General features: G+C 57.0%; 23 protein-coding genes and 1 tRNA gene. 8 read left to right on the forward strand and 16 right to left on the reverse strand.

Going from position 1 to position 23,461, the window contains the following annotated elements; genetic code table 11:
• The first annotated feature begins 11 nt into the window (after positions 1-11).
• Complete coding sequence (locus BH714_RS20500) at positions 12-212, forward strand: ogr/Delta-like zinc finger family protein (protein ID WP_025202983.1); 201 nt, start codon at positions 12-14, stop codon at positions 210-212.
• Positions 213-293: 81 nt separating this feature from the next.
• On the opposite strand, the gene BH714_RS20505 is transcribed toward BH714_RS20500, so the two are convergent.
• Positions 294-369, reverse strand: a tRNA-Ile gene (locus BH714_RS20505).
• A 124-nt stretch (positions 370-493) separates the two neighbouring features.
• On the opposite strand from BH714_RS20505, the gene mug reads away from it, so the two are divergent.
• On the forward strand, positions 494-1,000 hold the full coding sequence (gene mug, locus BH714_RS20510; protein WP_025202984.1) for a G/U mismatch-specific DNA glycosylase: 507 nt from the start codon (positions 494-496) through the stop codon (positions 998-1,000).
• 83 nt (positions 1,001-1,083) lie between these two features.
• Here mug and rpoD read toward each other — a convergent pair whose 3' ends face one another.
• The 3 genes from rpoD to rpsU all read right to left on the reverse strand — a co-directional run bounded on the left by rpoD (position 1,084) and on the right by rpsU (position 5,157).
• Entirely contained in the window at positions 1,084-2,931 is a 1,848-nt protein-coding gene (gene rpoD / locus BH714_RS20515) for an RNA polymerase sigma factor RpoD (RefSeq protein WP_020883616.1), read from the reverse strand.
• A 150-nt stretch (positions 2,932-3,081) separates the two neighbouring features.
• Positions 3,082-4,827, reverse strand: coding sequence for a DNA primase (dnaG, locus tag BH714_RS20520; protein ID WP_025202985.1), 1,746 nt, complete (start codon positions 4,825-4,827; stop codon positions 3,082-3,084).
• A gap of 114 nt (positions 4,828-4,941) precedes the next feature.
• Positions 4,942-5,157: a 30S ribosomal protein S21 gene (rpsU, locus tag BH714_RS20525; RefSeq protein ID WP_001144069.1), complete on the reverse strand. Its 216-nt coding sequence runs from the start codon at positions 5,155-5,157 to the stop codon at positions 4,942-4,944.
• A gap of 236 nt (positions 5,158-5,393) precedes the next feature.
• Here rpsU and tsaD point away from each other — a divergent pair, with 236 nt between their 5' ends.
• Complete coding sequence (gene tsaD, locus BH714_RS20530) at positions 5,394-6,407, forward strand: tRNA (adenosine(37)-N6)-threonylcarbamoyltransferase complex transferase subunit TsaD (protein ID WP_020883618.1); 1,014 nt, start codon at positions 5,394-5,396, stop codon at positions 6,405-6,407.
• A 40-nt stretch (positions 6,408-6,447) separates the two neighbouring features.
• On the opposite strand, the gene ureG is transcribed toward tsaD, so the two are convergent.
• From ureG to plsY, 10 genes are all read right to left on the reverse strand, one after another.
• Positions 6,448-7,065: an urease accessory protein UreG gene (gene ureG / locus BH714_RS20535; protein ID WP_020883619.1), complete on the reverse strand. Its 618-nt coding sequence runs from the start codon at positions 7,063-7,065 to the stop codon at positions 6,448-6,450.
• 9 nt (positions 7,066-7,074) lie between these two features.
• Complete coding sequence (locus tag BH714_RS20540; RefSeq protein ID WP_032680262.1) at positions 7,075-7,749, reverse strand: urease accessory protein UreF; 675 nt, start codon at positions 7,747-7,749, stop codon at positions 7,075-7,077.
• Positions 7,749-8,288: a HupE/UreJ family protein gene (locus tag BH714_RS20545; protein WP_020883621.1), complete on the reverse strand. Its 540-nt coding sequence runs from the start codon at positions 8,286-8,288 to the stop codon at positions 7,749-7,751. The genes BH714_RS20540 and BH714_RS20545 overlap by 1 nt, the downstream gene beginning before the upstream one ends.
• Positions 8,289-8,297: 9 nt before the next feature.
• Positions 8,298-8,762 carry an urease accessory protein UreE gene (gene ureE / locus BH714_RS20550; protein WP_020883622.1) on the reverse strand — a complete coding sequence of 155 codons (465 nt, stop codon included), beginning with the start codon at positions 8,760-8,762 and terminating at the stop codon, positions 8,298-8,300.
• Positions 8,763-8,771: 9 nt separating this feature from the next.
• Positions 8,772-10,475 carry an urease subunit alpha gene (gene ureC, locus BH714_RS20555; RefSeq protein ID WP_040018812.1) on the reverse strand — a complete coding sequence of 568 codons (1,704 nt, stop codon included), beginning with the start codon at positions 10,473-10,475 and terminating at the stop codon, positions 8,772-8,774.
• Complete coding sequence (locus tag BH714_RS20560) at positions 10,468-10,782, reverse strand: urease subunit beta (RefSeq protein ID WP_040018813.1); 315 nt, start codon at positions 10,780-10,782, stop codon at positions 10,468-10,470. Before BH714_RS20560 ends, ureC begins: the two co-directional genes overlap by 8 nt.
• A 10-nt stretch (positions 10,783-10,792) precedes the next feature.
• A complete protein-coding gene (locus BH714_RS20565) occupies positions 10,793-11,095 on the reverse strand; it encodes an urease subunit gamma (RefSeq protein WP_003862556.1) in 303 nt (100 codons plus the stop codon).
• Between the two features lie 10 nt (positions 11,096-11,105).
• Positions 11,106-11,933, reverse strand: a complete 828-nt coding sequence (locus tag BH714_RS20570) for an urease accessory protein UreD (protein ID WP_014171660.1) — start codon at positions 11,931-11,933, stop codon at positions 11,106-11,108.
• 116 nt (positions 11,934-12,049) lie between these two features.
• Positions 12,050-13,516 (reverse strand): MFS transporter, encoded by a 1,467-nt coding sequence (locus BH714_RS20575; RefSeq protein WP_040018814.1) that lies wholly within the window; start codon positions 13,514-13,516, stop codon positions 12,050-12,052.
• Positions 13,517-13,608: 92 nt separating this feature from the next.
• A complete protein-coding gene (plsY, locus tag BH714_RS20580) occupies positions 13,609-14,223 on the reverse strand; it encodes a glycerol-3-phosphate 1-O-acyltransferase PlsY (RefSeq protein ID WP_020883628.1) in 615 nt (204 codons plus the stop codon).
• A 107-nt stretch (positions 14,224-14,330) separates the two neighbouring features.
• Here plsY and folB point away from each other — a divergent pair, with 107 nt between their 5' ends.
• Complete coding sequence (gene folB / locus BH714_RS20585) at positions 14,331-14,699, forward strand: bifunctional dihydroneopterin aldolase/7,8-dihydroneopterin epimerase (RefSeq protein ID WP_020883629.1); 369 nt, start codon at positions 14,331-14,333, stop codon at positions 14,697-14,699.
• Positions 14,700-14,806: 107 nt separating this feature from the next.
• Positions 14,807-15,628: an undecaprenyl-diphosphate phosphatase gene (bacA, locus tag BH714_RS20590; RefSeq protein ID WP_014171656.1), complete on the forward strand. Its 822-nt coding sequence runs from the start codon at positions 14,807-14,809 to the stop codon at positions 15,626-15,628.
• 10 nt (positions 15,629-15,638) lie between these two features.
• On the opposite strand, the gene BH714_RS20595 is transcribed toward bacA, so the two are convergent.
• Both BH714_RS20595 and BH714_RS20600 read right to left on the reverse strand, forming a co-directional pair.
• The gene (locus tag BH714_RS20595) at positions 15,639-16,880 is read right to left on the reverse strand and encodes a multifunctional CCA addition/repair protein (protein WP_020883630.1); all 1,242 of its coding nucleotides are present in this window, start codon (positions 16,878-16,880) and stop codon (positions 15,639-15,641) included.
• A 61-nt stretch (positions 16,881-16,941) separates the two neighbouring features.
• The gene (locus tag BH714_RS20600) at positions 16,942-17,562 is read right to left on the reverse strand and encodes a TIGR04211 family SH3 domain-containing protein (protein ID WP_025203004.1); all 621 of its coding nucleotides are present in this window, start codon (positions 17,560-17,562) and stop codon (positions 16,942-16,944) included.
• A gap of 229 nt (positions 17,563-17,791) precedes the next feature.
• On the opposite strand from BH714_RS20600, the gene BH714_RS20605 reads away from it, so the two are divergent.
• From BH714_RS20605 to hldE, 3 genes are read left to right on the forward strand one after another with little or no spacing between them, the layout of a single operon-like run.
• On the forward strand, positions 17,792-19,093 hold the full coding sequence (locus tag BH714_RS20605) for a CYTH domain-containing protein (protein ID WP_040018816.1): 1,302 nt from the start codon (positions 17,792-17,794) through the stop codon (positions 19,091-19,093).
• 17 nt (positions 19,094-19,110) lie between these two features.
• A complete protein-coding gene (gene glnE / locus BH714_RS20610; protein ID WP_088202977.1) occupies positions 19,111-21,969 on the forward strand; it encodes a bifunctional [glutamate--ammonia ligase]-adenylyl-L-tyrosine phosphorylase/[glutamate--ammonia-ligase] adenylyltransferase in 2,859 nt (952 codons plus the stop codon).
• Positions 21,970-22,009: 40 nt separating this feature from the next.
• Positions 22,010-23,440, forward strand: coding sequence for a bifunctional D-glycero-beta-D-manno-heptose-7-phosphate kinase/D-glycero-beta-D-manno-heptose 1-phosphate adenylyltransferase HldE (gene hldE, locus BH714_RS20615; protein ID WP_020883633.1), 1,431 nt, complete (start codon positions 22,010-22,012; stop codon positions 23,438-23,440).
• Positions 23,441-23,461 lie beyond the last annotated feature (21 nt).

Below are 23,461 nucleotides of genomic sequence, written 5' to 3' on the forward strand. Positions count from 1 at the left end.
TGGAGGGGTACATGTTTCATTGTCCTAAGTGCAAGCATTCCGCGCATGCGCGTACCAGTCGCTATTTAAGTGAAAATACCAAAGAGCGCTATCACCAGTGCACCAATGTGGACTGCAGCTGTACGTTCGTGACGATGGAGTCCGTGGAGCGTCTGATTGCGACACCTGGCGCCGCTGAGCGTGTCCGAACGGCTTCGCAGACCCATGGTTAGCGACTGCGCCACCGGCTCAAAAAAACCAATAAAAAAGCCACTCAATCGAGTGGCTTAATCATTTGATTATACAGCTAAATTTGGTGGCCCCTGCTGGACTTGAACCAGCGACCAAGCGATTATGAGTCGCCTGCTCTAACCACTGAGCTAAGGGGCCGTGGCGGTGAATTATAGAGGAACTCCCTTCAGCAATCCAGCCATTCACACCTGCCTGCTGTTTTTATAAACAATGCATAATCAATCCTTTATACTTCCATAAGGATGTATCAATGGGAGTAGAGATGATCAACGATATTCTGGCCCCGGGCTTGCGGGTGGTGTTTTGCGGGATTAACCCGGGGAAGTCCTCGGCGCACACCGGTTTTCACTTTGCCCATCCGGGGAATCGCTTCTGGAAGGTTATCTATCAGGCCGGGTTTACCGACAGGCTACTAAAGCCTGAAGAGGAGCAGCACCTGCTGGATACGCGCTGCGGGATAACCATGCTGGTCGAGCGGCCCACGGTACAGGCGAGTGAGGTGAACCTGCATGAACTGCGCAGCGGTGGGCGGGAGCTGATTAAGAAGATTGAAGATTATCAGCCGGCAGCGCTGGCCATCCTGGGCAAGCAGGCTTACGAACAGGCGTTCAGTCAGCGCGGTGCGCAGTGGGGCAAACAGGCCATCACCATTGGCGTCACGCAGGTGTGGGTGCTGCCGAACCCGAGCGGGCTTAACAGGGCAACGCTGGATAAGCTGGTGGAGGCGTATCGGGAACTGGATGAGGCCCTGGTTGTGCGTGGGCTGTAGGGCGGTGTTTCCTTGTCCCTGAGGGGCGGAGAAAATGCAAAAAAAAAGCTCCCCAAAGGGAGCTTTTTCACTGACAGGATCGATTAATCGTCCAGGAAGCTACGCAGTACTTCAGAGCGGCTTGGATGGCGCAGTTTACGCAGCGCCTTCGCTTCGATCTGACGGATACGTTCGCGGGTAACGTCGAACTGTTTACCCACTTCTTCCAGAGTATGGTCGGTGTTCATATCGATACCGAAACGCATACGCAGCACTTTTGCTTCACGGGCGGTCAGGCCAGCCAGAACGTCGTGTGTTGCAGCACGCAGGCTCTCGGTCGTCGCAGAGTCCAGCGGCAGCTCGAGGGTGGTATCCTCGATGAAATCACCCAGATGCGAATCTTCATCATCACCGATTGGTGTTTCCATGGAGATTGGCTCTTTGGCGATCTTCAGCACTTTACGGATCTTGTCTTCCGGCATCAGCATGCGCTCAGCCAGCTCTTCTGGCGTTGGCTCGCGGCCCATCTCCTGCAGCATCTGGCGGGAGATACGGTTGAGCTTGTTGATGGTCTCAATCATATGCACCGGAATACGGATGGTGCGCGCCTGATCCGCGATAGAGCGGGTGATAGCCTGACGGATCCACCAGGTAGCATAGGTGGAGAACTTATAACCACGACGGTATTCAAACTTATCAACCGCTTTCATCAGACCGATGTTGCCTTCCTGAATCAGATCCAGGAACTGCAGGCCACGGTTGGTGTACTTCTTGGCGATAGAGATAACCAGACGCAGGTTCGCTTCAACCATCTCTTTCTTCGCACGGCGGGCTTTCGCTTCACCGATGGACATACGACGGTTGATGTCTTTAACCTGCTCAATGGTCAGGCCGGTCTCTTCTTCAATCTGATGCAGTTTCTGCAGGCCGCGGAACACGTCTTCTTTCACGTCATGCAGTTTTTCAGACCACGGCTTGTTCATCGCGATAGCCGCATTGAACCAGGTTTCGCTGGTTTCGTTGCCGGTGAAGAGGGTGATGAAGTTCTTCTTCGGCATTTTGCACTGCTCAACGCACAGTTTCATGATGATGCGTTCCTGGGTACGTACGCGATCCATCATCACGCGCATGCTGTTAACCAGGTAGTCGAACTGTTTAGGCACCAGACGGAACTGTTTGAAGACTTCAGACAGTTTCAGGATCTCTTCCTGTGCGGCTGCGTGGCTGCGACCTTTTGCTTTGATGGTGTCACGCGTGACTTCGTACTGGGTACGCAGCTCGGCAAACTTCTCGCGCGCCAGTTCCGGGTCGATGCTGTTGTCATCATCGGCGGTATCGTCGTCGGCATCTTCCTCATCTTCGTCTTCGTCATCATCCATCTCTTCCTGAGACAGTTCAGAACCCACGTGAGTGGCGGTCGGTGCCATATCTTCTTCAGCGTTCGGGTCGACAAAACCGGTGATCAGGTCAGACAGGCGCGCTTCTTCCGCTTCAACACGATCGTACTGCTCCAGCAGATAGGTGATCGCTTCCGGGTATTCGGCAACAGAGCACTGAACCTGGTTGATCCCGTCTTCGATGCGTTTCGCGATGTCAATTTCGCCTTCGCGGGTCAACAGTTCAACGGTACCCATTTCGCGCATGTACATGCGGACCGGGTCAGTGGTACGCCCGATTTCAGATTCCACGCTGGACAGGACCTGTGCAGCAGCTTCTTCCGCATCTTCGTCAGTGTTGTTGGAGGTTTCAGCCAGCAACAGATCATCGGCATCAGGTGCTTCTTCCATCACCTGAATACCCATGTCATTGATCATTTGGATGATGTCTTCGATTTGATCTGAATCGACGATATCTTCCGGCAGATGGTCATTGACCTCGGCATAGGTCAGATAGCCTTGCTCCTTACCGCGTTGGACAAGAAGTTTCAGCTGTGACTGCGGGTTTTGCTCCATAAGACGGTATCCACACTTAATTCGTTTGATTGGTGTCGGCGATGGGGCTGCCAACCTTTAAAGCGAGGGCGTACTTATATTTGTGCCGCTGCCTCTCAGTGCGGCTGCCGGGGGCTTCCCGATCGATATTCGGCACTTAAGCCGTTGAATTCATTTTTTTGCCAGCTCCTGGTTCAGCATCCAGAGTTCCCGGCGTTCTTCGCTGCTTAAGCCGTGTGTGCGCTCGCGAGCTATCAACTCTTCCTGGCGCAGCTCAAGCATCGAATCAAACATATGGTTGAGTGAGTCGGTGAACGTTTTTTCTGCAATGTCCTTATCTGCTATATCGTCCCACATCGACAATTTTTCAAGGGTAGCAGCCTCTTTTGTGCCGCGATAATGTTCTAAAAGTTGTCCGGTGGTCAGACCTGGCTGAGACAAACAAGTGTTGACCAATTCTGAAAATAAGCCAAGCCCGGGCAATTTTTCGTGGTTCAAACCCGCCAGTGATGGCACTTGCGGAGCAAGTTCGGGGTTTTGAACCAGTAACCCTATCAGTATACGCATGGTTGTGCGTTTTAGCTGAGGCGCGGGACGAACCGCACCGTTTTCAGACTGTTTAGGCATTAAACGTTCAAGCTGACTGTCATCCAGAATGCCGAGCTTGTTGCCTAGCTCCTGACGCAGATAGATGCGCAGCGTTTCGCCGGGCACCTGACTGATTAACGGCAGCGCCAGCGTGCTGAGCTGCGCGCGCCCGTCAGGGGTACTCAAATCGACCTGCGGCATCAGGCTGTTAAACAAAAACGTGGAGAGCGGCTGAGCCTGCTCCATCCGCGCTTCAAACGCCGCTTTGCCCTCTTTACGCACCAGCGTATCCGGGTCTTCACCGTCGGGCAGGAACATAAAGCGTAACTGACGCCCGTCGGTCATATAAGGCAGTGCGGTTTCCAGCGCACGCCAGGCGGCGTCGCGCCCTGCACGGTCACCGTCGTAACAGCAGATGACATTGTTAGTCACCCTGTACAGCAGCTGAATGTGATCGGCTGTGGTCGAGGTGCCCAGAGATGCAACCGCATAGTTGATGTCGTACTGCGCCAGCGCAACGACATCCATATAGCCTTCGACGACCAGAAGGCGCGGAGGTTCCGCGTTATCCTTCAGCGCCTCATAAAGACCGTAAAGCTGGCGGCCTTTATGAAAAATATCGGTCTCCGGGGAGTTGAGGTACTTCGGCAGGGCATCACCCAGCACGCGACCACCAAAACCAATCACCCGGCCACGCTTGTCGCGGATCGGGAACATCACCCGTTCGCGGAAGCGGTCGTAGCTTCGTCCCTGGTCATTGGTGACCAGCATGCCGGCATCGATAAGAGACTTACGATCTTCGCTATTGCCGCCAAAACGCTTTAACACGTTGTCCCAGCCGGGCGGGGCGTAACCAATAGCGAAACGCGCAATCACATCGTCACTCAGTCCGCGCGCTGTCAGGTACTGACGCGCAGGCTCAGCAGCAGCGTGCTTAAGAGACTGTTGATAAAACGAGTTCAGACCATCCATCAGTTGGTACAGCGTTTGCCGTTGATGGCGCTCGATCTGGCTTGGTCCACTGCCTGCTTCATACGGCACTTCAAGGTTGTGCATCGCCGCCAGTTCTTCGACGGTTTCAACGAACTCGAGCTTGTCGTAGTTCATTAAAAAATCGACAGCATTACCGTGAGCACCACAGCCGAAGCAATGGTAAAACTGCTTTTCACCGTTTACGGTGAAGGAGGGGGTTTTTTCGTTATGGAAAGGACAGCACGCATGGTAGTTCTTGCCCTGCTTTTTCAGCTTTACCCGCGCGTCGATGAGATCGACGATGTCGGTTCTGGCTAGCAGGTCATTGATGAATACGCGTGGGATTCGTCCGGCCATATGCCCCAAAATTTTTAGTAACTCATAAACGAAAACAAGCCGCGCATTCCTTCCGGAAGCACGGCCTTACGACTACAACTCTGTCTGTCATTGAGGGCTGAGGCCCTCAATTGATTAGTACAGACGAGTACGGCGTGCGTTTTCGCGAGCCAGTTTCTTCGCGTGACGTTTCACAGCAGAAGCTTTAGCGCGCTTACGTTCGGTCGTTGGTTTTTCATAGAACTCACGACGACGAACTTCAGCCAGAACACCTGCTTTCTCGCATGAACGTTTGAAGCGACGCAGTGCAACGTCGAACGGCTCGTTTTCACGTACTTTAATTACCGGCATGTAACTCTCACCTTTGATAAATTCGGTTTGCCGCTGGCATCAACGCCAGCTTATTTCAAAATGGTGCGGAATTTTACTGCAAATGCTGCTGCTTTGTAAAGCACCGACGCGTTTTTGAAAGGGACTTTAATAAGGGTGAGGAGTATACACGAGGCTTCTTCCTGGGGCGAACAAAGTTTTACATCAATCCGCATTGGCCCTACACTGCGCGGTATTGAAACGAGGTAAAACAAGTCATGCGTGTACTGGGTATTGAAACATCCTGCGATGAGACCGGCATCGCCATTTACGACGACGAAAAAGGGCTTCTTGCCAACCAACTGTATAGTCAGGTGAAATTACACGCTGACTACGGCGGCGTCGTGCCTGAACTGGCTTCTCGTGACCACGTGCGTAAAACGGTTCCCCTGATTCAGGCGGCGCTGAAAGAAGCCGGGTTGAGCTCTACTGATATTGATGCTGTAGCGTATACCGCAGGCCCAGGCCTGGTGGGTGCGCTGCTGGTCGGCGCAACGGTGGGCCGTTCGCTGGCATTCGCGTGGGATGTGCCGGCCATTCCGGTTCACCATATGGAAGGGCATCTTCTGGCGCCGATGCTGGAAGATAATCCGCCTGCGTTTCCTTTTGTGGCGCTGCTGGTTTCAGGTGGCCATACCCAGCTGATTAGCGTAACGGGGATTGGCAAGTATGAGCTGCTCGGCGAGTCCATTGACGACGCAGCCGGTGAGGCCTTCGACAAAACGGCCAAACTGCTGGGCCTGGATTATCCTGGCGGTCCGATGCTCTCGAAAATGGCATCGCAGGGCACGGAAGGGCGTTTCGTCTTCCCGCGTCCGATGACTGACCGTCCAGGGCTGGATTTCAGCTTTTCCGGTCTGAAAACCTTCGCGGCCAATACCATTCGCAATAACGACGATAGCGAGCAGACCCGTGCTGATATCGCCCGTGCGTTCGAAGACGCGGTGGTCGATACCCTGATGATCAAATGCAAACGCGCACTGGAAAAGACCGGCTTTAAGCGTCTGGTGATGGCCGGGGGCGTCAGCGCCAACCGCACGTTGCGTGCAAAACTCGCGCAGATGATGCAAAAGCGTGGTGGGGAAGTATTTTATGCCCGTCCGGAATTCTGTACCGATAACGGGGCGATGATCGCCTACGCGGGTATGGTACGTCTGAACGCTGGCGCGACCGCCGATCTGAGCGTCTCTGTACGTCCACGCTGGCCGCTGGCGGAGTTGCCGGAGGCGTAATGTCTGACCCTCTCCCGCCAGGGAGAGGGGATTTATACGGTTACACCCGCAACATCCCTTTCTCTTCCAGAAATGTCACGATCGTTGCCAGTCCGTCGCCCGCCTTCAGATTGGTGAAGGTCCACGGGCGCTCGCCGCGCATGCGGTGGGTGTCACGCTCCATCACCTCCAGTGAGGCCCCCACATAGGGTGCCAGGTCGGTTTTGTTGATCACCAGAAAATCGGATTTGGTAATCCCTGGGCCGCCCTTACGCGGGATCTTCTCCCCTTCAGCGACGTCAATCACATAGATCGTCAGGTCAGCCAGCTCCGGGCTGAAGGTGGCGCTCAGGTTGTCACCGCCGCTTTCAACGAAGATCAGATCCAGATTGCCGAACTTTTCGCTTAACGCTTCCACTGCCGCCAGGTTCATTGAGGCATCTTCCCGGATTGCGGTATGCGGGCAGCCGCCCGTCTCCACGCCCACGATGCGCTCTGGCTCAAGGGCGCCCGCTTCGGTGAGAATGCGCTGGTCCTCTTTGGTGTAGATATCGTTGGTCACCACTGCCAGGTGATAGGTGTCGCGCATTGCTTTGCAGAGTGCTTCCAGTAACGCGGTTTTGCCCGACCCCACCGGGCCGCCCACGCCCACGCGCAGGGGATGTTTGTAATCAGCCATGTTGTCTCCTCAGGAACGGAATAATCGTGAATATTGTGTTTCGTGGCGCGCAGAGGCGATGGCCGACAGCGGCGTTGCCGCACCCAGCGCGTCGTCGCCACGCAAAAATGCCGGTTCAAGCCCGGCGGCAAAGTGGTCGCTCAGGTCGATAATCAGCTGCTGCGCCGCCTGTTGCCCGAACGGCACCAGCTTGACGCCCGCCATGACCGCGCTCTCAATCCAGCTGTAGCCCAGGCTCAGGGCCAGCTCATGGGCGCTAATGCCCCAGCGTACTCCGAGCCACGCCATGCCGCTGAGCTGGCTTTGCATAAACAGCGTCTGCCACTCTGCCGGACAGTCTGGCTCCCAGCTTTTGAGCAGGCGCGTAAAGGCCGCCCCGCGGTTGCGTTCCTCTTCACGCAGTTCACGCGTTTCCCGGCAGGCGAGAAGGTAGGCCGTCCAGCGTGTTGCCGTCGCCAAATCGTTTTGCTCGCACGCCTGATAAAGTCGGGAAAACAGCGGCAGATCGACACAGAAAAAGCTCTGCTCCATCTGCAGGATCTGCCAGTTTTTGAACGCCTCAGCATCGGGGACCCAGCCTGCTTCAACGGCCCACTCCAGCCCCTGCGACCAGGTGAATGACCCGACCGGAAGGCTGCTGCTGGAGAGCTGCATCAGGCGCAGCCGCTGGCGGACGTGCTCCATCAGCTCATCAGCGCCAGCAGCGCAGAGACAATCAGCCCGCCACCAAAGGTTTTACGCAACCCGTCGTGACGGCGCAGCAGTAACCCGGCGGCGAAGCTGGCGCACAGCACCGTGGCACTTGCAAACATAAAGCCGCTGGTGAAGAGCCAGAAGTTGTGGCCAGACATCTCTACCCCGTGCGCCCAGCCGTGGAACATTGCCAGCGCCGGCACGGCCAACAGCAGGCGATTTTCGGTTTTAAACATCATCGCGCCGCAGACCGCCAGCGAGGCGATAATCAGCATTTCCATGCCGCTAAAGCCGCCAAGCAGGCTGCCTGCAACGGCCCCGGCCAGCATCATGCCGAGAGTGGCGAGAGGCAGCAGTAGCTTGCGCCCGCTCAGGGCCGAAAGTACGCCCGCACCGGTTAGCATCAGCAGATGATCAAGACCCGTCAGCGGATGGAAAAAACCGGCCTGAAAGCTGTCTGTGCCGTGTCCGGGATGCGCCAGGGCAGGAAGAGAAAAGGCCAGCAGTAACAGAGGTAAAAACGTACGCATGATGAATCCTTAATGTGAATGAGCGTGAGAGTGACTATGGCTGTGGGCATCGCTGGTATACGCCCCTGCTTCCGGTTCAAACGGGAGGGTGGCAAATGTCACCTCGAGTCCGAACTGGCGCAGCATGTCATCGAGCACATGATCGTGGTGATAGCGCAGCTCGCCGGGCATGATCTGCAGCGGCACGTGGCGGTTGCCGAGGTGGTAGCAGGCGCGGGCGAGCAGGAATGGATCGTCGCAGCGCACCACGGAGACCGATTCCGGCGCGGCGATCACCTCGATCACCTCGCTGCCGTCGTCAGTGGTCAGCAGATCTCCCCCGCGCAGCAGCAGGCCGCGCGGCAGCATCAGCCCGGCTTCGCGACCGTCATTCAGCGCCACGCGGGCGCGGCTTTTCACCCGGACATCAATCGGCAGCGTGACGCTGGCGGTTATCGGATGGGCATGGTCAAGGCGTTGGGTCAGGTAGATCATTGTCACTCCTTAAAACAGGAAATAGCGTTGGGCCATCGGCAGAACGTCTGCCGGCTCGCTGGTAATGAGCTCGCCATCAACGCGAACCTCGTAAGTTTGTGCATCAACGGTGATGTTGGGCTGCAGGCTGTTGTGGATCATGTCGGCCTTTTTCACCGTGCGGCAGCCTTTTACAACGGCTATGCCGCTCTGCAGGCTGAGCTGGTGCGAAATGCCCTTCGCATCGGCAGCCTGTGAGACAAACGTCAGCCGCGTCGCATGGCGTGCGGCACCCAGCGAGCCAAACATCGGACGGTAATGGACCGGTTGCGGCGTTGGGATAGAGGCGTTGATATCCCCCATCGGCGCGCAGGCGATCATCCCGCCTTTCACAATGGTGGCGGGTTTGACGCCAAAGAACGCGGGGGACCAGACCACTAAATCCGCCAGTTTCCCGGCCTCAATCGAGCCCACTTCATGAGCAATCCCGTGGGTCAGCGCCGGGTTAATGGTGTATTTGGCGATATAGCGTTTCACGCGGAAGTTATCGTTGTTCCCGGTCTCTTCCGGCAGTGCGCCGCGCTGAACCTTCATACGGTGCGCCACCTGCCAGGTACGAATAATCACTTCGCCGACGCGACCCATTGCCTGGGAGTCGGACGAGGTCAGCGAGAAGGCGCCGATATCGTGAAGGACATCTTCCGCAGCGATGGTCTCCCGGCGAATGCGTGATTCAGCAAAGGCCACGTCCTCGGCGATATCCGGATCGAGGTGGTGACACACCATCAGCATGTCGAGATGCTCGTCGATGGTATTCACCGTGTAGGGCAGCGTCGGGTTAGTGGAGGAGGGCAGAATATTCGGGTGCGCGCAGGCAGTAATAATATCCGGTGCATGTCCGCCGCCCGCCCCTTCCGTATGGAAGGTGTGAATGGTCCGCCCGCCGATAGCCGTCAGCGTGTCCTCAACAAACCCGGATTCGTTCAGCGTGTCGCTGTGCAGCGCCACCTGAATATCCATCTCCTCCGCCACCGCCAGTGAGCAGTTGATGGCGGCAGGCGTCGCGCCCCAGTCTTCGTGGATCTTCAGCCCGATGGCACCCGCTGCGATCTGCTCGCGCAGGGCATCAGGGTTGGAACCATTACCTTTGCCAAGCAGGCCGATATTCACCGGTAGTGTATCGGCCGCCTGCAACATTCGTGCGATATACCAGGGCCCCGGCGTACAGGTCGTGGCGTTGGTGCCTGCCGCAGGGCCCGTGCCCCCGCCAATCATGGTGGTGACGCCAGAGACCAGCGCCTCTTCCGCCTGCTGCGGGCAGATCCAGTGGATGTGCGTGTCGATCCCGCCGGCGGTGACAATTTTCCCTTCGGCGGCGATCACTTCTGTCGCTGCGCCAATTGGGATCGTGACCCCGGGCTGTATATCCGGGTTGCCGGCTTTACCCACGGCAAAGATCCGCCCGTTTTTTACGCCAATATCGGCTTTAACGATCCCCCAGTGATCGATAATCAGCGCGTTGGTCAGCACCAGATCCACGCAGCCGTCGGATGTCATCTGCCCCTGGCCCATACCGTCGCGGATCACCTTCCCGCCACCGAATTTGACCTCTTCGCCGTAGACCGTGAGATCGTTTTCCACTTCTATCCACAGCTCGCTGTCGGCCAGACGCACTTTATCGCCAGTGGTGGGGCCGAACATATCGGCGTAGGCCTGACGTGAAATTTCAGCCATTTTTCACCTCTCCCATCACCTCGCCGCGAAAGCCGAAAATACGCTGCGCGCCGCTGACCTGAACCAGCGTCACCTCGCGCTTCTGTCCGGGTTCGAAACGCACGGCGGTGCCTGCCGGAATATTCAGCCGATAGCCTTTGGTGGCTTCCCGGTCGAATTTCAGCGCCGGGTTAATCTCATAAAAGTGGTAGTGCGATCCCACCTGGATCGGTCTGTCGCCATGGTTTTCGACGATCACGTTTTGCGTGTCTCGCCCAACGTTGATCGTAATGTTTCCGGATTGGATCTGGTATTCGCCTGGGATCATCACGCGCTCCTTATACGATCGGGTTATGGACGGTGACGAGCTTTGATCCGTCCGGGAACGTCGCTTCCACCTGAATGTCGGGGATCATCTCCGGTACGCCTTCCATCACCTGGTCGCGCGTCAGGACGTGACGGCCCGCTTCCATCAGTGAGGCGACGGTTTCGCCATCGCGGGCGCCTTCCATAATAAACGCGCTGATCAGCGCGACTGATTCCGGGTAATTCAGTTTTACCCCGCGCGCAAGGCGGCGTTCGGCAACCAGCGCAGCGGTAAACAGCAACAGCTTGTCTTTTTCTCTGGGGGTCAGTTCCATAACGTTTCTCTTATGTCTGCCAGATACGCGGCGAACAGGCGGTTTTGGGGGTTAAAAGCGGGCGAAGCGACTGCCAGATATCGCGCATCACCCGCTGGCAAATCAGGTTGTCGTGGGAGAGAAAACGCACCGACAGCAGATCGTCTGTGAGCGTTGCCCCGGCAAAGTGGCTCAGCGGCGTCAGCAGCTCGCGCACCGTTTCGAGGTGCGCTTCCCTGGCCGGAAAGAACAGCAGCGTGCCGACCCACGGGAGACCTGCAACGGGCGTGAGATCGCCATTGCTGAGGTGCTGACGTTCAATCAGCCGTGGCTCATCGTCGACCCAGATCTCAAGGCGGCTTTCCAGCGTGCCGTGGCTGAAGGTTTCGCCGATCACCGGGCGACCCAGACAGTACAATTCCCACGCCAGCAGCGTACTGGAAGCCTTCAGATGAAAAACGGAACGCAGGGCGGCATTCGCACCGGGAAAGATAATGGTGTCCTGCGGCAGCCACTCCAGCGTAGCCTCATCGTCGAGCCAGAAGTGCTGATTGAGACAGGCCTGCGGACCGCTGCTGCGATAGAACTTGCTCGCGCCGGGCATGGTGATCAGCGCATGGCTTTTCGCGTCCAGATGCACCGAAATATCCAGCGTATCGCCGCCGACTATCCCGCCTGGCGGGTGCAGTAAATACAGGTGGCAGGTGTCGCCTTCGGGATAAAAAGGTCGCTGTACGGTGAGGGGCCCGATGTGATGAGCAGCGTGCAGGAGGGTTTTCTCAGGGGTGTAACAAAACTGCAGGGCGAGCGATGCCTGCCAGCCTTTGTAAGAATTATCAGTGACCTGAGCTGCTAACATGCTGCATCCATCTGCTCATCATCGGGAGACGTTTCAGTATGCCCTGGCAGAAATGAAGGCTGTCATATGAGTCGCTTATGGATAAAAAAACCGGCTCAAGGAGCCGGTTGAGAAGGTTATCGATAATCCTCTGCATCCACATCATAGCCGGACGGTTCCCAGCGGATCGCCAGTAGCGAAGCCAGCCCGATAAACGGTGCCAGGGCGATCACCCAGAACACGGCGGTATCAAGAGAGGCCACCAGCAGCGGGAACAGAAACAGCGAGAGCGTAGAACTGCTGCGCATCAGCGTCTGGTTAAGGCCCACGCCCACGCCGCGCAGAGAGGTGGGATAGCTCAGGGACGCAAACGTCATGGTATGGGCGCCGGGCCCAAATCCCTGACCGAACAGGAACAGCGCCAGCATCGCGACGGCGATAATGCCTTCCGATACGCCTTCCGGACGACCAATCAGCGCCAGCCCCAGCAGAGCAACAAGCTGACAGGCGTAGCCCGCCAGTGACATCCGCCACGCGCCGAAGCGCGGAACATAGCGCACTGCCAGCAATCCGCCGACGAAGGCAAACAGCAGGTTTAGCACCAGCGAGATCAGAATAGTGGTCAGCATCGACTGCACAAAGAAGCTGGAGATAATGACCGGCAGACCAAATGCGACGGCGTTATAGGCGAAAGACGACACCACCGAGAGCAGGGTAGCGAGCGTGGTACGTCGCAAATAGACGCCACGGAACAGGTTCAGATAGTTTGCCCACTTCGCCTTGTTGACCACCGGTGCCGGTTGGTTAAGCGCATCCTGCGGCACGTGGGCGTTGATGTTATACGATTGCCGCAAGATAGCGGCCGCCTCTTTCAGGTTGCCCTGATTCGCCGCCCAGACCGGGGACTCGCTCATGTAGCGGCTACGAATGGCGATAATCACCAGCGCTGGCACCGCGCCAAACCCCAGGATTAAGCGCCACAGCCAGTCGCTGTGACTTTCTGGCAGTACGGCGTAGAAGAATAACACCAACAGGTAAGAGATGCTGATTGCGGCATACCAGGTTGGGCACCACATTGCCACGCTGGAGGCCTTGTTTCCGGGGCCTTTGAGCCTGGCGAACTCGCTAAGAAACGCCATCGCCACCGGCAGATCGATCCCCACGCCGAGGCCCATCACAAAGCGTGCGCCCGCCAGCGCATATTCGTTGGGTGCCAGTGCACAGGCGATGGCCGCTACCACGAAGAACAGCATATCGGCCATAAAGACGCGGTAGCGTCCGATCTTGTCCGTGAGATAGCCACCCAGTAGCGCCCCGACAATCGCACCAAAGGTAATGGCCGAGGCCACCATGCCGGTACCGGCGGGGGTGAGATTAAATTCGCGGGTGATGTCTTTGATGCCGAACGCCAGCGCGCCAAGGTCGTACGCATCGAGGAAAATACCGCCCAGCGCGATACCGACTACGATGCGGGCGTTGGCCCGACCCTGAGAACCGTCGTTGACCAGACGTGAAACGTCAGAGGCGTTACGTACCCACTTGATGTCGCCATCAGGCGAATGTCCTGCCGTTGAAAGGGGAGTTGTGTCTGTAATGTCTGCCATTTTCTTTTTGTGTGGTTGTGTTGTGTCATTAACAGTTACCACAGGCAGAGGGTGACCAAAATCACATTTGGTTATAAGGCATAACTAACCCCTTACGGGGCGTCTTTTTTCTTTCTCTTGAGCTTCGACCAGATTTTGGTCTCCTGGCGACGCCACAGGCGCTGAATATTATCGTGATGACGCAGCAGGATGAGGCAGGAGAGCATCGACACCGGGAAGGTGAACTGCGGTTTGAACCACCAGACATAGAATGGCGCGATCAGCGCGCTGACGATGGCGCCCAGTGACGAGTAACCGCTCAGAAGAATGGTCAGTAGCCAGGTGCCGGCCATCACGCCGGTTAAGTCCCAGCCGATAGGGGCAATAGCACCAAAGGCGGTGGCGACGCCTTTACCGCCTTTAAAACCAAAGAATACAGGCCAGATATGGCCGACACAGGCGGCGATAGCAATGAGCCCCAGCCAGAACGGCGTTACGCCCAGCGCATACGCTCCCCAGACGGGTAACATTCCTTTCAGAACATCAAAAATCAATACCGCTACGGCTGCTCCCTTGCCGCCAATTCGTAGTACATTGGTCGCCCCCGGATTCCCGGAACCACTTTCGCGCGGGTCAGGTAACCCGGCAATGCGGCAGACCAGAATGGCGCTGGAGATTGAGCCGCAAAGGTAGGCGAGGAGGATCATTCCAGGCGCGATTGCACTCATAACGCTGTTCCGTTTTGAAAATGTATCTGTATTCTCAGCATCTGTGGATAATACGCATAATTCGCCGGAAGTGGTATCCGGTTTAGCCAAAAAGCAGGCAGGTCGTGATGGATATTGTATTTATAGAGCAACTTTCGGTAATCACCACTATTGGTGTTTACGACTGGGAACAGACCATTGAGCAGAAACTCGTGTTCGATATCGAAATGGGCTGGGATAACCGCAAGTCAGCAAAAAGCGACGACGTGAATGACTGTCTGAGCTACGCCGATATCAGTGAAACGGTCGTGGGCCACGTCGAAGGGCAACGTTTTGCGCTGGTGGAGCGTGTGGCAGAAGAGGTGGCCGAGCTGCTGCTGAGCAAGTTCAACGCACCGTGGGTACGCATCAAATTGAGCAAACCGGGCGCCGTGGCGCGTGCTGCTAACGTCGGCGTGATCATTGAGCGTGGCACAAATCTGAAAGGGAAGATTTAACGTCATAATAGCTAAACCATTTTAGGTTATACCGGTCTTAAAGCTGTATCTTTCACGGTTGTCCGCGTGGGACACCGTTTTTTTTATATCTTTTTAGGGGTTTATAGATGAGCGATATGCACTCGCTGCTGGTGGCGGCAATACTGGGTGTGGTCGAAGGATTGACGGAGTTTTTGCCGGTTTCCAGTACGGGCCATATGATTATCGTTGGCCATCTGCTGGGCTTTGAAGGCGATACCGCAAAGACGTTTGAAGTTGTCATTCAGTTGGGGTCTATTCTGGCGGTCGTTGTGATGTTCTGGCGTCGTCTGTTCGGGCTTATCGGTATCCACTTTGGCCGTCTTCCTCAGCGCGAGGGTGAAAGCAAAGGTCGCCTGACGCTTATCCATATTCTGCTTGGCATGGTTCCGGCAGTGGTTCTGGGCCTGGTTTTCCACGACACCATTAAATCGCTGTTTAACCCGATTAACGTCATGTATGCGCTGGTCGTCGGCGGTTTCCTGCTGATCGCGGCAGAACTGCTGAAGCCGAAAACGCCACGCGCGGAAGGTCTGGATGACATGACCTACCGTCAGGCGTTTATCATTGGTTGTTTCCAGTGTCTGGCGCTGTGGCCGGGCTTTTCACGCTCAGGCGCGACCATCTCTGGCGGGATGCTGATGGGCGTTAGCCGCTATGCTGCGTCGGAGTTCTCGTTCCTGCTGGCGGTGCCGATGATGATGGGCGCGACCGCACTCGACGTCTATAAAAGCATTGGCTTCCTCACCACGGGTGACATTCCGATGTTCGCCGTGGGCTTTGTCACCGCCTTTATTGTGGCGCTGATCGCCATCAAAACCTTCCTGCAGTTGATTAAGCGTATCTCGTTTATTCCGTTCGCGATCTATCGCTTTATCGTGGCGGCTGCGGTTTACGTGGTCTTCTTCTGACCGACGGCCCTCAGTCTTTAGGCTGAGGGCAATGCTTTTCCTTCCAGTCCGTCACCGCCTGAATTCGACGTTTCGTCAGCTCTTCCCGGATTTCCGGTCCCTTGAAGCCCGCCTCGACAACCGCTTTAGTCGGTACCGCTTTTGCCACTTCCCACGCTGCGCGTAACAGCCGCCCCTGCGGATAATCGCAGGCTTCAAAACCGGTGCGGCCACGTACGTCGGCTTCGCTGGTCAACGCGATCTGCTCGACGCGCTGGGGTTTGCGCCATGCGTCGATGTTATCAAACAGCTTAACGATGGTGGCCGGTTTGAGGATCGGGAAGGTGTGGATCAGGTCGTGAAATTCCGCCACCAGTCTGGCGAGATCGCGGATCTCGTTCGGTACCCGCAGGCGCTGGCAAAGCCCTTCGACCAGCTTCACCCCGGCAGGACCGTGGCCATGGTGGCGCGGCCACATGGCTTTTGGCGTTAATCCTTTGCCGAGATCGTGGCACAGCGTTGAAAAACGCACATCCACCTCGGGGCTGAGCATGGCAGCCATACTCAGGGTCATCAGGGTATGCACGCCGGTATCGATTTCCGGGTGCCATTTCGCCGGGGCGGGCACGCCGAACAGCGCGTCAATTTCCGGGAACAGCACTTTCAGTGCACCACAGTCACGCAGCACCTGGAAAAAGACCTGCGGGTTGCGGGTAGTAAGGGCGTTTTCCGTCTCTTTCCAGACGCGCTCTGGCGTGAGGTGGGCCAGTTCGCCCGCCTCGGTCATGGCGGTCATCAGTGCCAGGGTCTCATCAGCAATGCGGAAGCTCAGATGCGCGTAACGCGCCGCAAAGCGCGCCACGCGCAGCACGCGGAGCGGATCTTCAGAAAACGCCGGGGAGACGTGACGCAGCAGTCGATTACGCAGATCGTCCTGACCGCCATACGCGTCAATGATCTGGCCGTCTTCGTCCTGCGCCAGCGCGTTGATGGTGAGATCGCGACGCAGGAGATCTTGCTCCAGCGTGACGTCCGGTGCGGCATAGCAGGTGAAGCCGGTATAACCCGAACCGGATTTCCGTTCGGTACGCGCCAGGGCGTACTCCTCACGGCTTTGCGGATGCAGAAACACGGGAAAATCGCGGCCTACCTGCTGGTAGCCCGCGTTAAGCATCTCTTCAGGTGTGGCTCCCACCACCACCCAGTCTTTATCTTTGACCGGCAGACCTAACAACGCATCACGTACCGCACCACCGACCAGATAACTCTTCACGCCCTGTACTCCCGTTTTCTCTTTTCGCAAGATAATACGTAAGTCTGGCAGAGAAGACGAATTAGTTCATCCAGCGGTCTTTACGCTTACGGCTTGGGATCAGGTGAGGAAGCACCAGACCCAGCACCAGGCCAACGCCCAGCACACCGCCACCGTACATAAACCACTGCATGATGATGGTACGTTGTTTGTCATCAAGTTGCAGATTGGCGGCGTTCACCTTCTTCTGCGCGACAATCAGCTCGTTTTTCAGTTTCTGATTCTCATCTTTCAGACCGTTAATCACGCTGTCGCTCTGGGCCACTTTCTGCTGCATTTCCGCGGTGCGCTGGTTCCAGGTACCGTCGATATTGTTCAGCTTGTCGGTCAGCGTTTTCACCTGATTTTCCAGGTCCGGCACGCGGGTGCGTAGGCTTGGCACCGCGCTCAGCTCTTTCAGTGGGATCCAGGACGTGCGGCCGGTACTGTCGCGAACCTGACCATAATTGGTCTCCGCGTTGGTCTGTAACAGCGTCACTTCCTCGCCGGCATTGACCGTACCCACGAGGCGATAATTATCTCCGGGGCCACTGCGTACCCAGGTGTTCAGTTCGTCAGAAACGTAACGCTTCTCTTCAGCGTGCACGGCGGTTGCGGCGCTAAAAGCGAGGAAAGTAAGTCCAATCAGGCGTAATTTAAGCATCATTAGTCGTTATTTTCATAAATAGTGGAACGATAGTAGTGGCAACAGTGTCTCTACGCAAAGCATTCGTCAGCAATCAGAATCATCTGTGTCACGACCCTAAACATTTACGCCCGTCAAATTGCTCATTGCGTGGCAATTTGGCGCAAAATACTATGTACTGACAAACAAATGGCGAGGAAGTTCGCCCTCATTGACGCGTCTGTGACGCCTGCAAAAGTACAAGGCTATGGCTCAAGAAATCGAATTAAAATTTATCGTCGAAAAAGACAGCGTTGACGCACTCCGTCAGCATCTGCAGACCCTTTCCGGCGAACACCATGAACCGGTACAACTGCTTAATATCTATTACGAAACGCCAGACAACTGGCTGCGCCGCCATGATATGGGACTGCGCATCCGTGGCGCGAACGGGCGCTACGAGATGACGATGAAAATCGCTGGCCGCGTGGTCGGCGGTTTACATCAGCGCCCGGAATACAATATCGACATCAATCAGCCAGAACTTGAGCTGGATCGTTTCCCGGCAGAAGTCTGGCCGAACGGCGTGCTGCCAGAAACCTTATCCGCCGAGGTGAAACCGCTGTTTAGTACCGATTTCTGGCGTGAAAAATGGCTGGTAACGGAAGGGAAAAGCCGCATTGAAATCGCCCTCGATCAGGGTGAGGTAAAAGCGGGTGAGCTTCAGGAGCCGATTTGCGAGCTGGAGCTCGAACTGCTGGAGGGTGAAGTCCAGGACGTACTGAAGCTGGCGCGTAAGCTGGTAAGCCAGCCGGGCCTGCGTCAGGGCAGCCTGAGCAAAGCGGCGCGGGGGTATCATCTGGCCGCCGGGAATGCGCCGCGCCTGCTGAAAGAGACGACTATTTTGCACGTGCCACCGAAAGCCAGCGTTGAGCAGGGCATGGAGGCGGCGCTGGAGCTGGCGCTCTCACAGTGGCTTTATCATGAAGAGCTGTGGGTGCGTAATGTGAAAAACGCAAAAGCGCACGTGTTAGCGGCGATGAGCCTTGTGCGTCATACCCTGGCGCTGTTCGGCGGCATCGTACCTCGTAAAGCGAGCGCTCACTTACGTGACCTGCTGACCCAGACCGAAGCGCTGCTGCTCTCTGATGTATCCGCACAAACGGCGCTCTACAGCCCGCAAAACGCCGCCGCCAGGCTGGCGCTGACCGAGTTTCTGGTGACGCGTAGCTGGCGTGCCTTCCTGGATGCAAAAGCGCAGGCCAAAATTGAAGATAACTTCAAACGTTTCGCGGATATCCATCTTTCACGCCACGCGGCGGAGCTTAAAACCACCTTTGCGTATCCGCTGGGAGACCAGTATGGCGATCAGCTGATCCGCCTGTCGCGCAATATCGACAGCATGCTGCTGCTGTCGGGTGCCTATGACGGCCCTAAAGCGCAGGCCTGGCTGGAGAACTGGCAGGGGCTGAAACATGCTATCGAAACCCGTCAGCACATAGAGATTGAGCATTTCCGTAATGAAGCCATTTCGCAGGAGCCGTTCTGGCTGCACAGCGGAAAACGTTAACTCTGGCAAGGAACCCTATAATGCCGCTTTCTTCGCAGTTACAGCAGCAGTGGCAGACCGTTTGCGAACGTCTGCCTGAGTCATTACCGGCGTCATCGTTAAGCGAGCAGGCCAGGAGCGTGCTCACCTTCAGTGATTTTGTGCAGGAAAGTATCACCGCTTACCCGGACTGGCTGGAGGCGCTTGAGAGCACCCCGCCGCAGGCAGACGAGTGGCGGCATTATGCGGGCTGGTTGCAAACCGCACTTGAAGAGGTCGCGGATGAAGCGACACTGATGCGCGTCCTGCGCCAGTTCCGCCGCCGGGTCATGGTGCGTATTGCCTGGGCTCAGGCGCTGGAACTGGTCAGCGAAGAAAGTACCCTGCAGCAGCTGAGCGAGCTGGCACAGACGCTGATTGTTGCCGCACGGGACTGGCTCTATGCCGCCTGCTGTAAAGAGTGGGGCACGCCGTGCAATGAGGATGGGGTTCCTCAGCCACTCTTGATTCTGGGCATGGGCAAGCTCGGGGGCTGCGAACTGAATTTCTCCTCGGATATCGACCTGATTTTTGCCTGGCCGGAGAACGGCTCCACACGCGGGGGCCGCCGTGAACTGGACAATGCGCAGTTCTTTACCCGTCTCGGGCAACGTCTGATTAAAGCGCTGGATCAACCTACCCAGGATGGTTTTGTCTATCGCGTGGATATGCGTCTGCGCCCGTTTGGCGACAGCGGTCCGCTGGTGCTGAGCTTTGCGGCACTGGAAGATTATTACCAGGAGCAGGGGCGCGACTGGGAGCGTTACGCGATGGTCAAAGCGCGGATCATGGGAGACAGCGACGATGCCTACGCCAACGAGCTGCGCGCCATGCTGCGCCCGTTCGTGTTCCGTCGCTATATCGACTTTAGCGTTATTCAGTCGCTGCGCAACATGAAAGGAATGATCGCCCGTGAAGTGCGTCGCCGGGGTCTGAAGGACAACATCAAGCTCGGCGCGGGCGGCATTCGCGAAATCGAATTTATCGTTCAGGTCTTCCAGCTGATCCGCGGCGGACGTGAGCCTTCACTGCAATCCCGTTCGCTGCTGCCGACGCTGTCAGCCATAGAGCAACTGCATCTGCTGCCGGAAGGCGACGCGCAGATCCTGCGTGAGGCCTATCTGTTCCTGCGCCGCCTGGAAAACCTGCTGCAAAGCATCAATGACGAGCAGACCCAGACTTTGCCAGGCGATGACCTGAACCGGGCGCGGCTGGCCTGGGGGATGCACGTCGACGACTGGTCAACGTTGACCGGGCAACTGGATGCGCATATGGCCGGCGTGCGCCGTGTCTTTAACGCGCTGATTGGTGACGATGAAAGTGAATCGCAGGACGATACGCTCTCTGAACACTGGCGCGAATTGTGGCAGGACGCGCTGCAGGAAGATGACACCACGCCGGTGCTGGCGCACCTGAGCGATGACGATCGCCATCGTGTGGTGGCGTTAATTGCTGATTTCCGTCTCGAACTGAATAAACGGGCCATTGGTCCGCGCGGTCGTCAGGTGCTGGATCATCTGATGCCGCACCTGCTGAGCAACGTCTGCTCGCGTGCGGATGCGCCGGTCCCGCTGTCGCGCATGATGCCGCTGCTGAGCGGGATCATCACCCGTACGACCTATCTTGAGTTGCTGAGCGAGTTCCCGGGCGCGCTCAAGCATCTGATTACGCTTTGCGCCGCCTCGCCGATGGTGGCCAACAAGCTGGCGCGGTATCCGTTGCTGCTGGATGAGCTGCTCGATCCCAATACGCTCTACCAGCCGACGGCAACGGACGCCTACCGTGACGAGCTGCGTCAGTATCTGCTGCGCGTACCGGAAGAGGACGAAGAGCAACAGCTGGAGGCGCTGCGTCAATTTAAGCAGGCGCAAATGCTGCGCGTGGCGGCGGCAGATATCGCCGGAACGCTGCCAGTGATGAAAGTGAGCGATCACTTAACCTGGCTTGCAGAAGCGATCATTGATGCGGTGGTGCATCAGGCATGGATTCAGATGGTGGCGCGCTACGGCCAGCCGAAACACCTTGCTGACCGCGAAGGCCGCGGTTTTGCCGTTGTGGGTTACGGTAAGCTCGGCGGATGGGAACTGGGGTACAGCTCGGATCTCGATTTAATCTTCCTGCATGACTGCCCGGCAGACGTCATGACCGACGGCGAGCGTGAAATCGACGGGCGTCAGTTCTACCTGCGTCTGGCCCAGCGCATTATGCATCTGTTCAGCACCCGCACGTCATCCGGCATTTTATATGAAGTGGATGCGCGTCTGCGTCCTTCCGGCGCGGCCGGCATGCTGGTGACCTCAACGGAGTCCTTCGCTGAGTACCAGAAGAATGAAGCCTGGACGTGGGAACATCAGGCGCTGGTGCGTGCCCGCGTGGTGTACGGCGATCCGTCGCTGAAAACGCAGTTTGATGCCATTCGTCGGGAGATTATGACGACCCCGCGTGACGGCAGCACGCTGCAGACCGAGGTGCGAGAGATGCGCGAGAAAATGCGCGCGCACCTGGGCAATAAGCATCGCGATCGCTTTGATATTAAAGCGGATGAGGGCGGCATTACCGATATTGAATTTATTACGCAATATCTGGTGCTACGCCATGCGCACGCTAAACCGAAGCTGACCCGCTGGTCTGATAATGTGCGTATTCTGGAACTGCTGGCGCAAAACGACATTATGGATGAGCAGGAGGCGCAGGCCTTAACGCGCGCCTATACCACGCTGCGCGACGAGCTGCACCACCTGGCCTTACAGGAGCAGCCTGGCCACGTCGCGCTGGACTGTTTCGCCACTGAACGCGCGCAGGTTACCGCCAGCTGGCAGAAGTGGCTGGTGGAACCGTGCGTAACAAAACAAGTGTGATATTATCGCGCGCAAATTGTGAATCTTTCTGGAGTCAGGAATGAAAGTAACACTGCCAGAGTTTGAACGTGCTGGAGTTATGGTTGTCGGGGATGTCATGCTGGATCGCTACTGGTACGGGCCGACCAGCCGCATCTCTCCGGAAGCACCGGTACCGGTAGTTAAGGTCGACACCATTGAAGAGCGTCCTGGCGGCGCGGCAAACGTGGCGATGAACATTGCCTCTCTGGGCGCGCAGTCGCGTCTGGTTGGCTTAACCGGCATTGATGATGCGGCGCGTGCGCTGAGCAAGTCGCTGGCGGACGTGAACGTGAAGTGCGACTTCGTTTCGGTTCCGACACACCCGACGATCACCAAACTGCGCGTTCTGTCGCGTAACCAGCAGCTGATCCGCCTCGACTTCGAGGAAGGCTTTGAGGGCGTTGATCCTGAGCCGCTGCACGAGCGCATTAACCAGGCGCTGAGCACTATCGGCGCGCTGGTGCTGTCCGACTACGCCAAAGGTGCGCTGGCAAGCGTACAGCAGATGATTCAGCTCGCGCGTAAAGCCAATGTGCCCGTGCTGATCGACCCGAAAGGTACTGACTTTGAGCGCTATCGCGGCGCAACGCTTCTGACGCCAAACCTCTCTGAGTTTGAAGCGGTGGCGGGCAAATGTAAGACGGAAGAAGAGCTCGTTGAGCGCGGCATGAAGATCATTGCTGACTTCGAACTCTCCGCGCTGCTGGTGACCCGCTCCGAGCAGGGGATGACGCTGCTGCAGCCTGGCAAAGCGCCGCTGCATATGCCGACCCAGGCGCAGGAAGTGTATGACGTGACCGGTGCCGGCGACACGGTCATAGGCGTTCTGGCGGCGACGCTGGCGGCAGGGAACTCTCTGGAAGAAGCGTGCTACTTCGCTAATGCTGCGGCAGGCGTGGTCGTCGGCAAGCTGGGGACTTCCACCGTTTCGCCGATCGAACTGGAAAACGCGGTGCGCGGTCGTGCCGATACCGGTTTTGGCGTGATGAGCGAAGATGAGCTGAAAGTGGCCGTTGCCGCCGCCCGTAAACGCGGTGAAAAAGTGGTGATGACCAACGGCGTGTTCGACATCCTGCATGCCGGTCATGTCTCTTATCTGGCCAATGCGCGTAAGCTGGGCGACCGTCTGATTGTGGCGGTGAACAGCGATGCGTCGACGAAACGTCTTAAAGGTGAAACGCGTCCGGTGAACCCGCTGGAGCAGCGCATGATCGTACTGGGTGCGCTGGAAGCGGTGGACTGGGTGGTGTCGTTTGAAGAAGATACCCCGCAGCGCCTGATTGCCGGTATTTTGCCGGATCTGCTGGTGAAAGGCGGCGATTACAAACCGGATCAAATCGCAGGCAGCGAAGAGGTCTGGGCTAATGGTGGTGAAGTGATGGTGCTCAACTTTGAGGACGGGTGCTCAACCACCAACATCATCAAGAAGATCCAGAAAGACAGCAAATAAAGTCAGCCAATAAAAAACGGG

It is taken from the genome of Enterobacter ludwigii (assembly GCF_001750725.1).
GTDB classification, from domain to species: Bacteria; Pseudomonadota; Gammaproteobacteria; order Enterobacterales; family Enterobacteriaceae; genus Enterobacter; species Enterobacter ludwigii.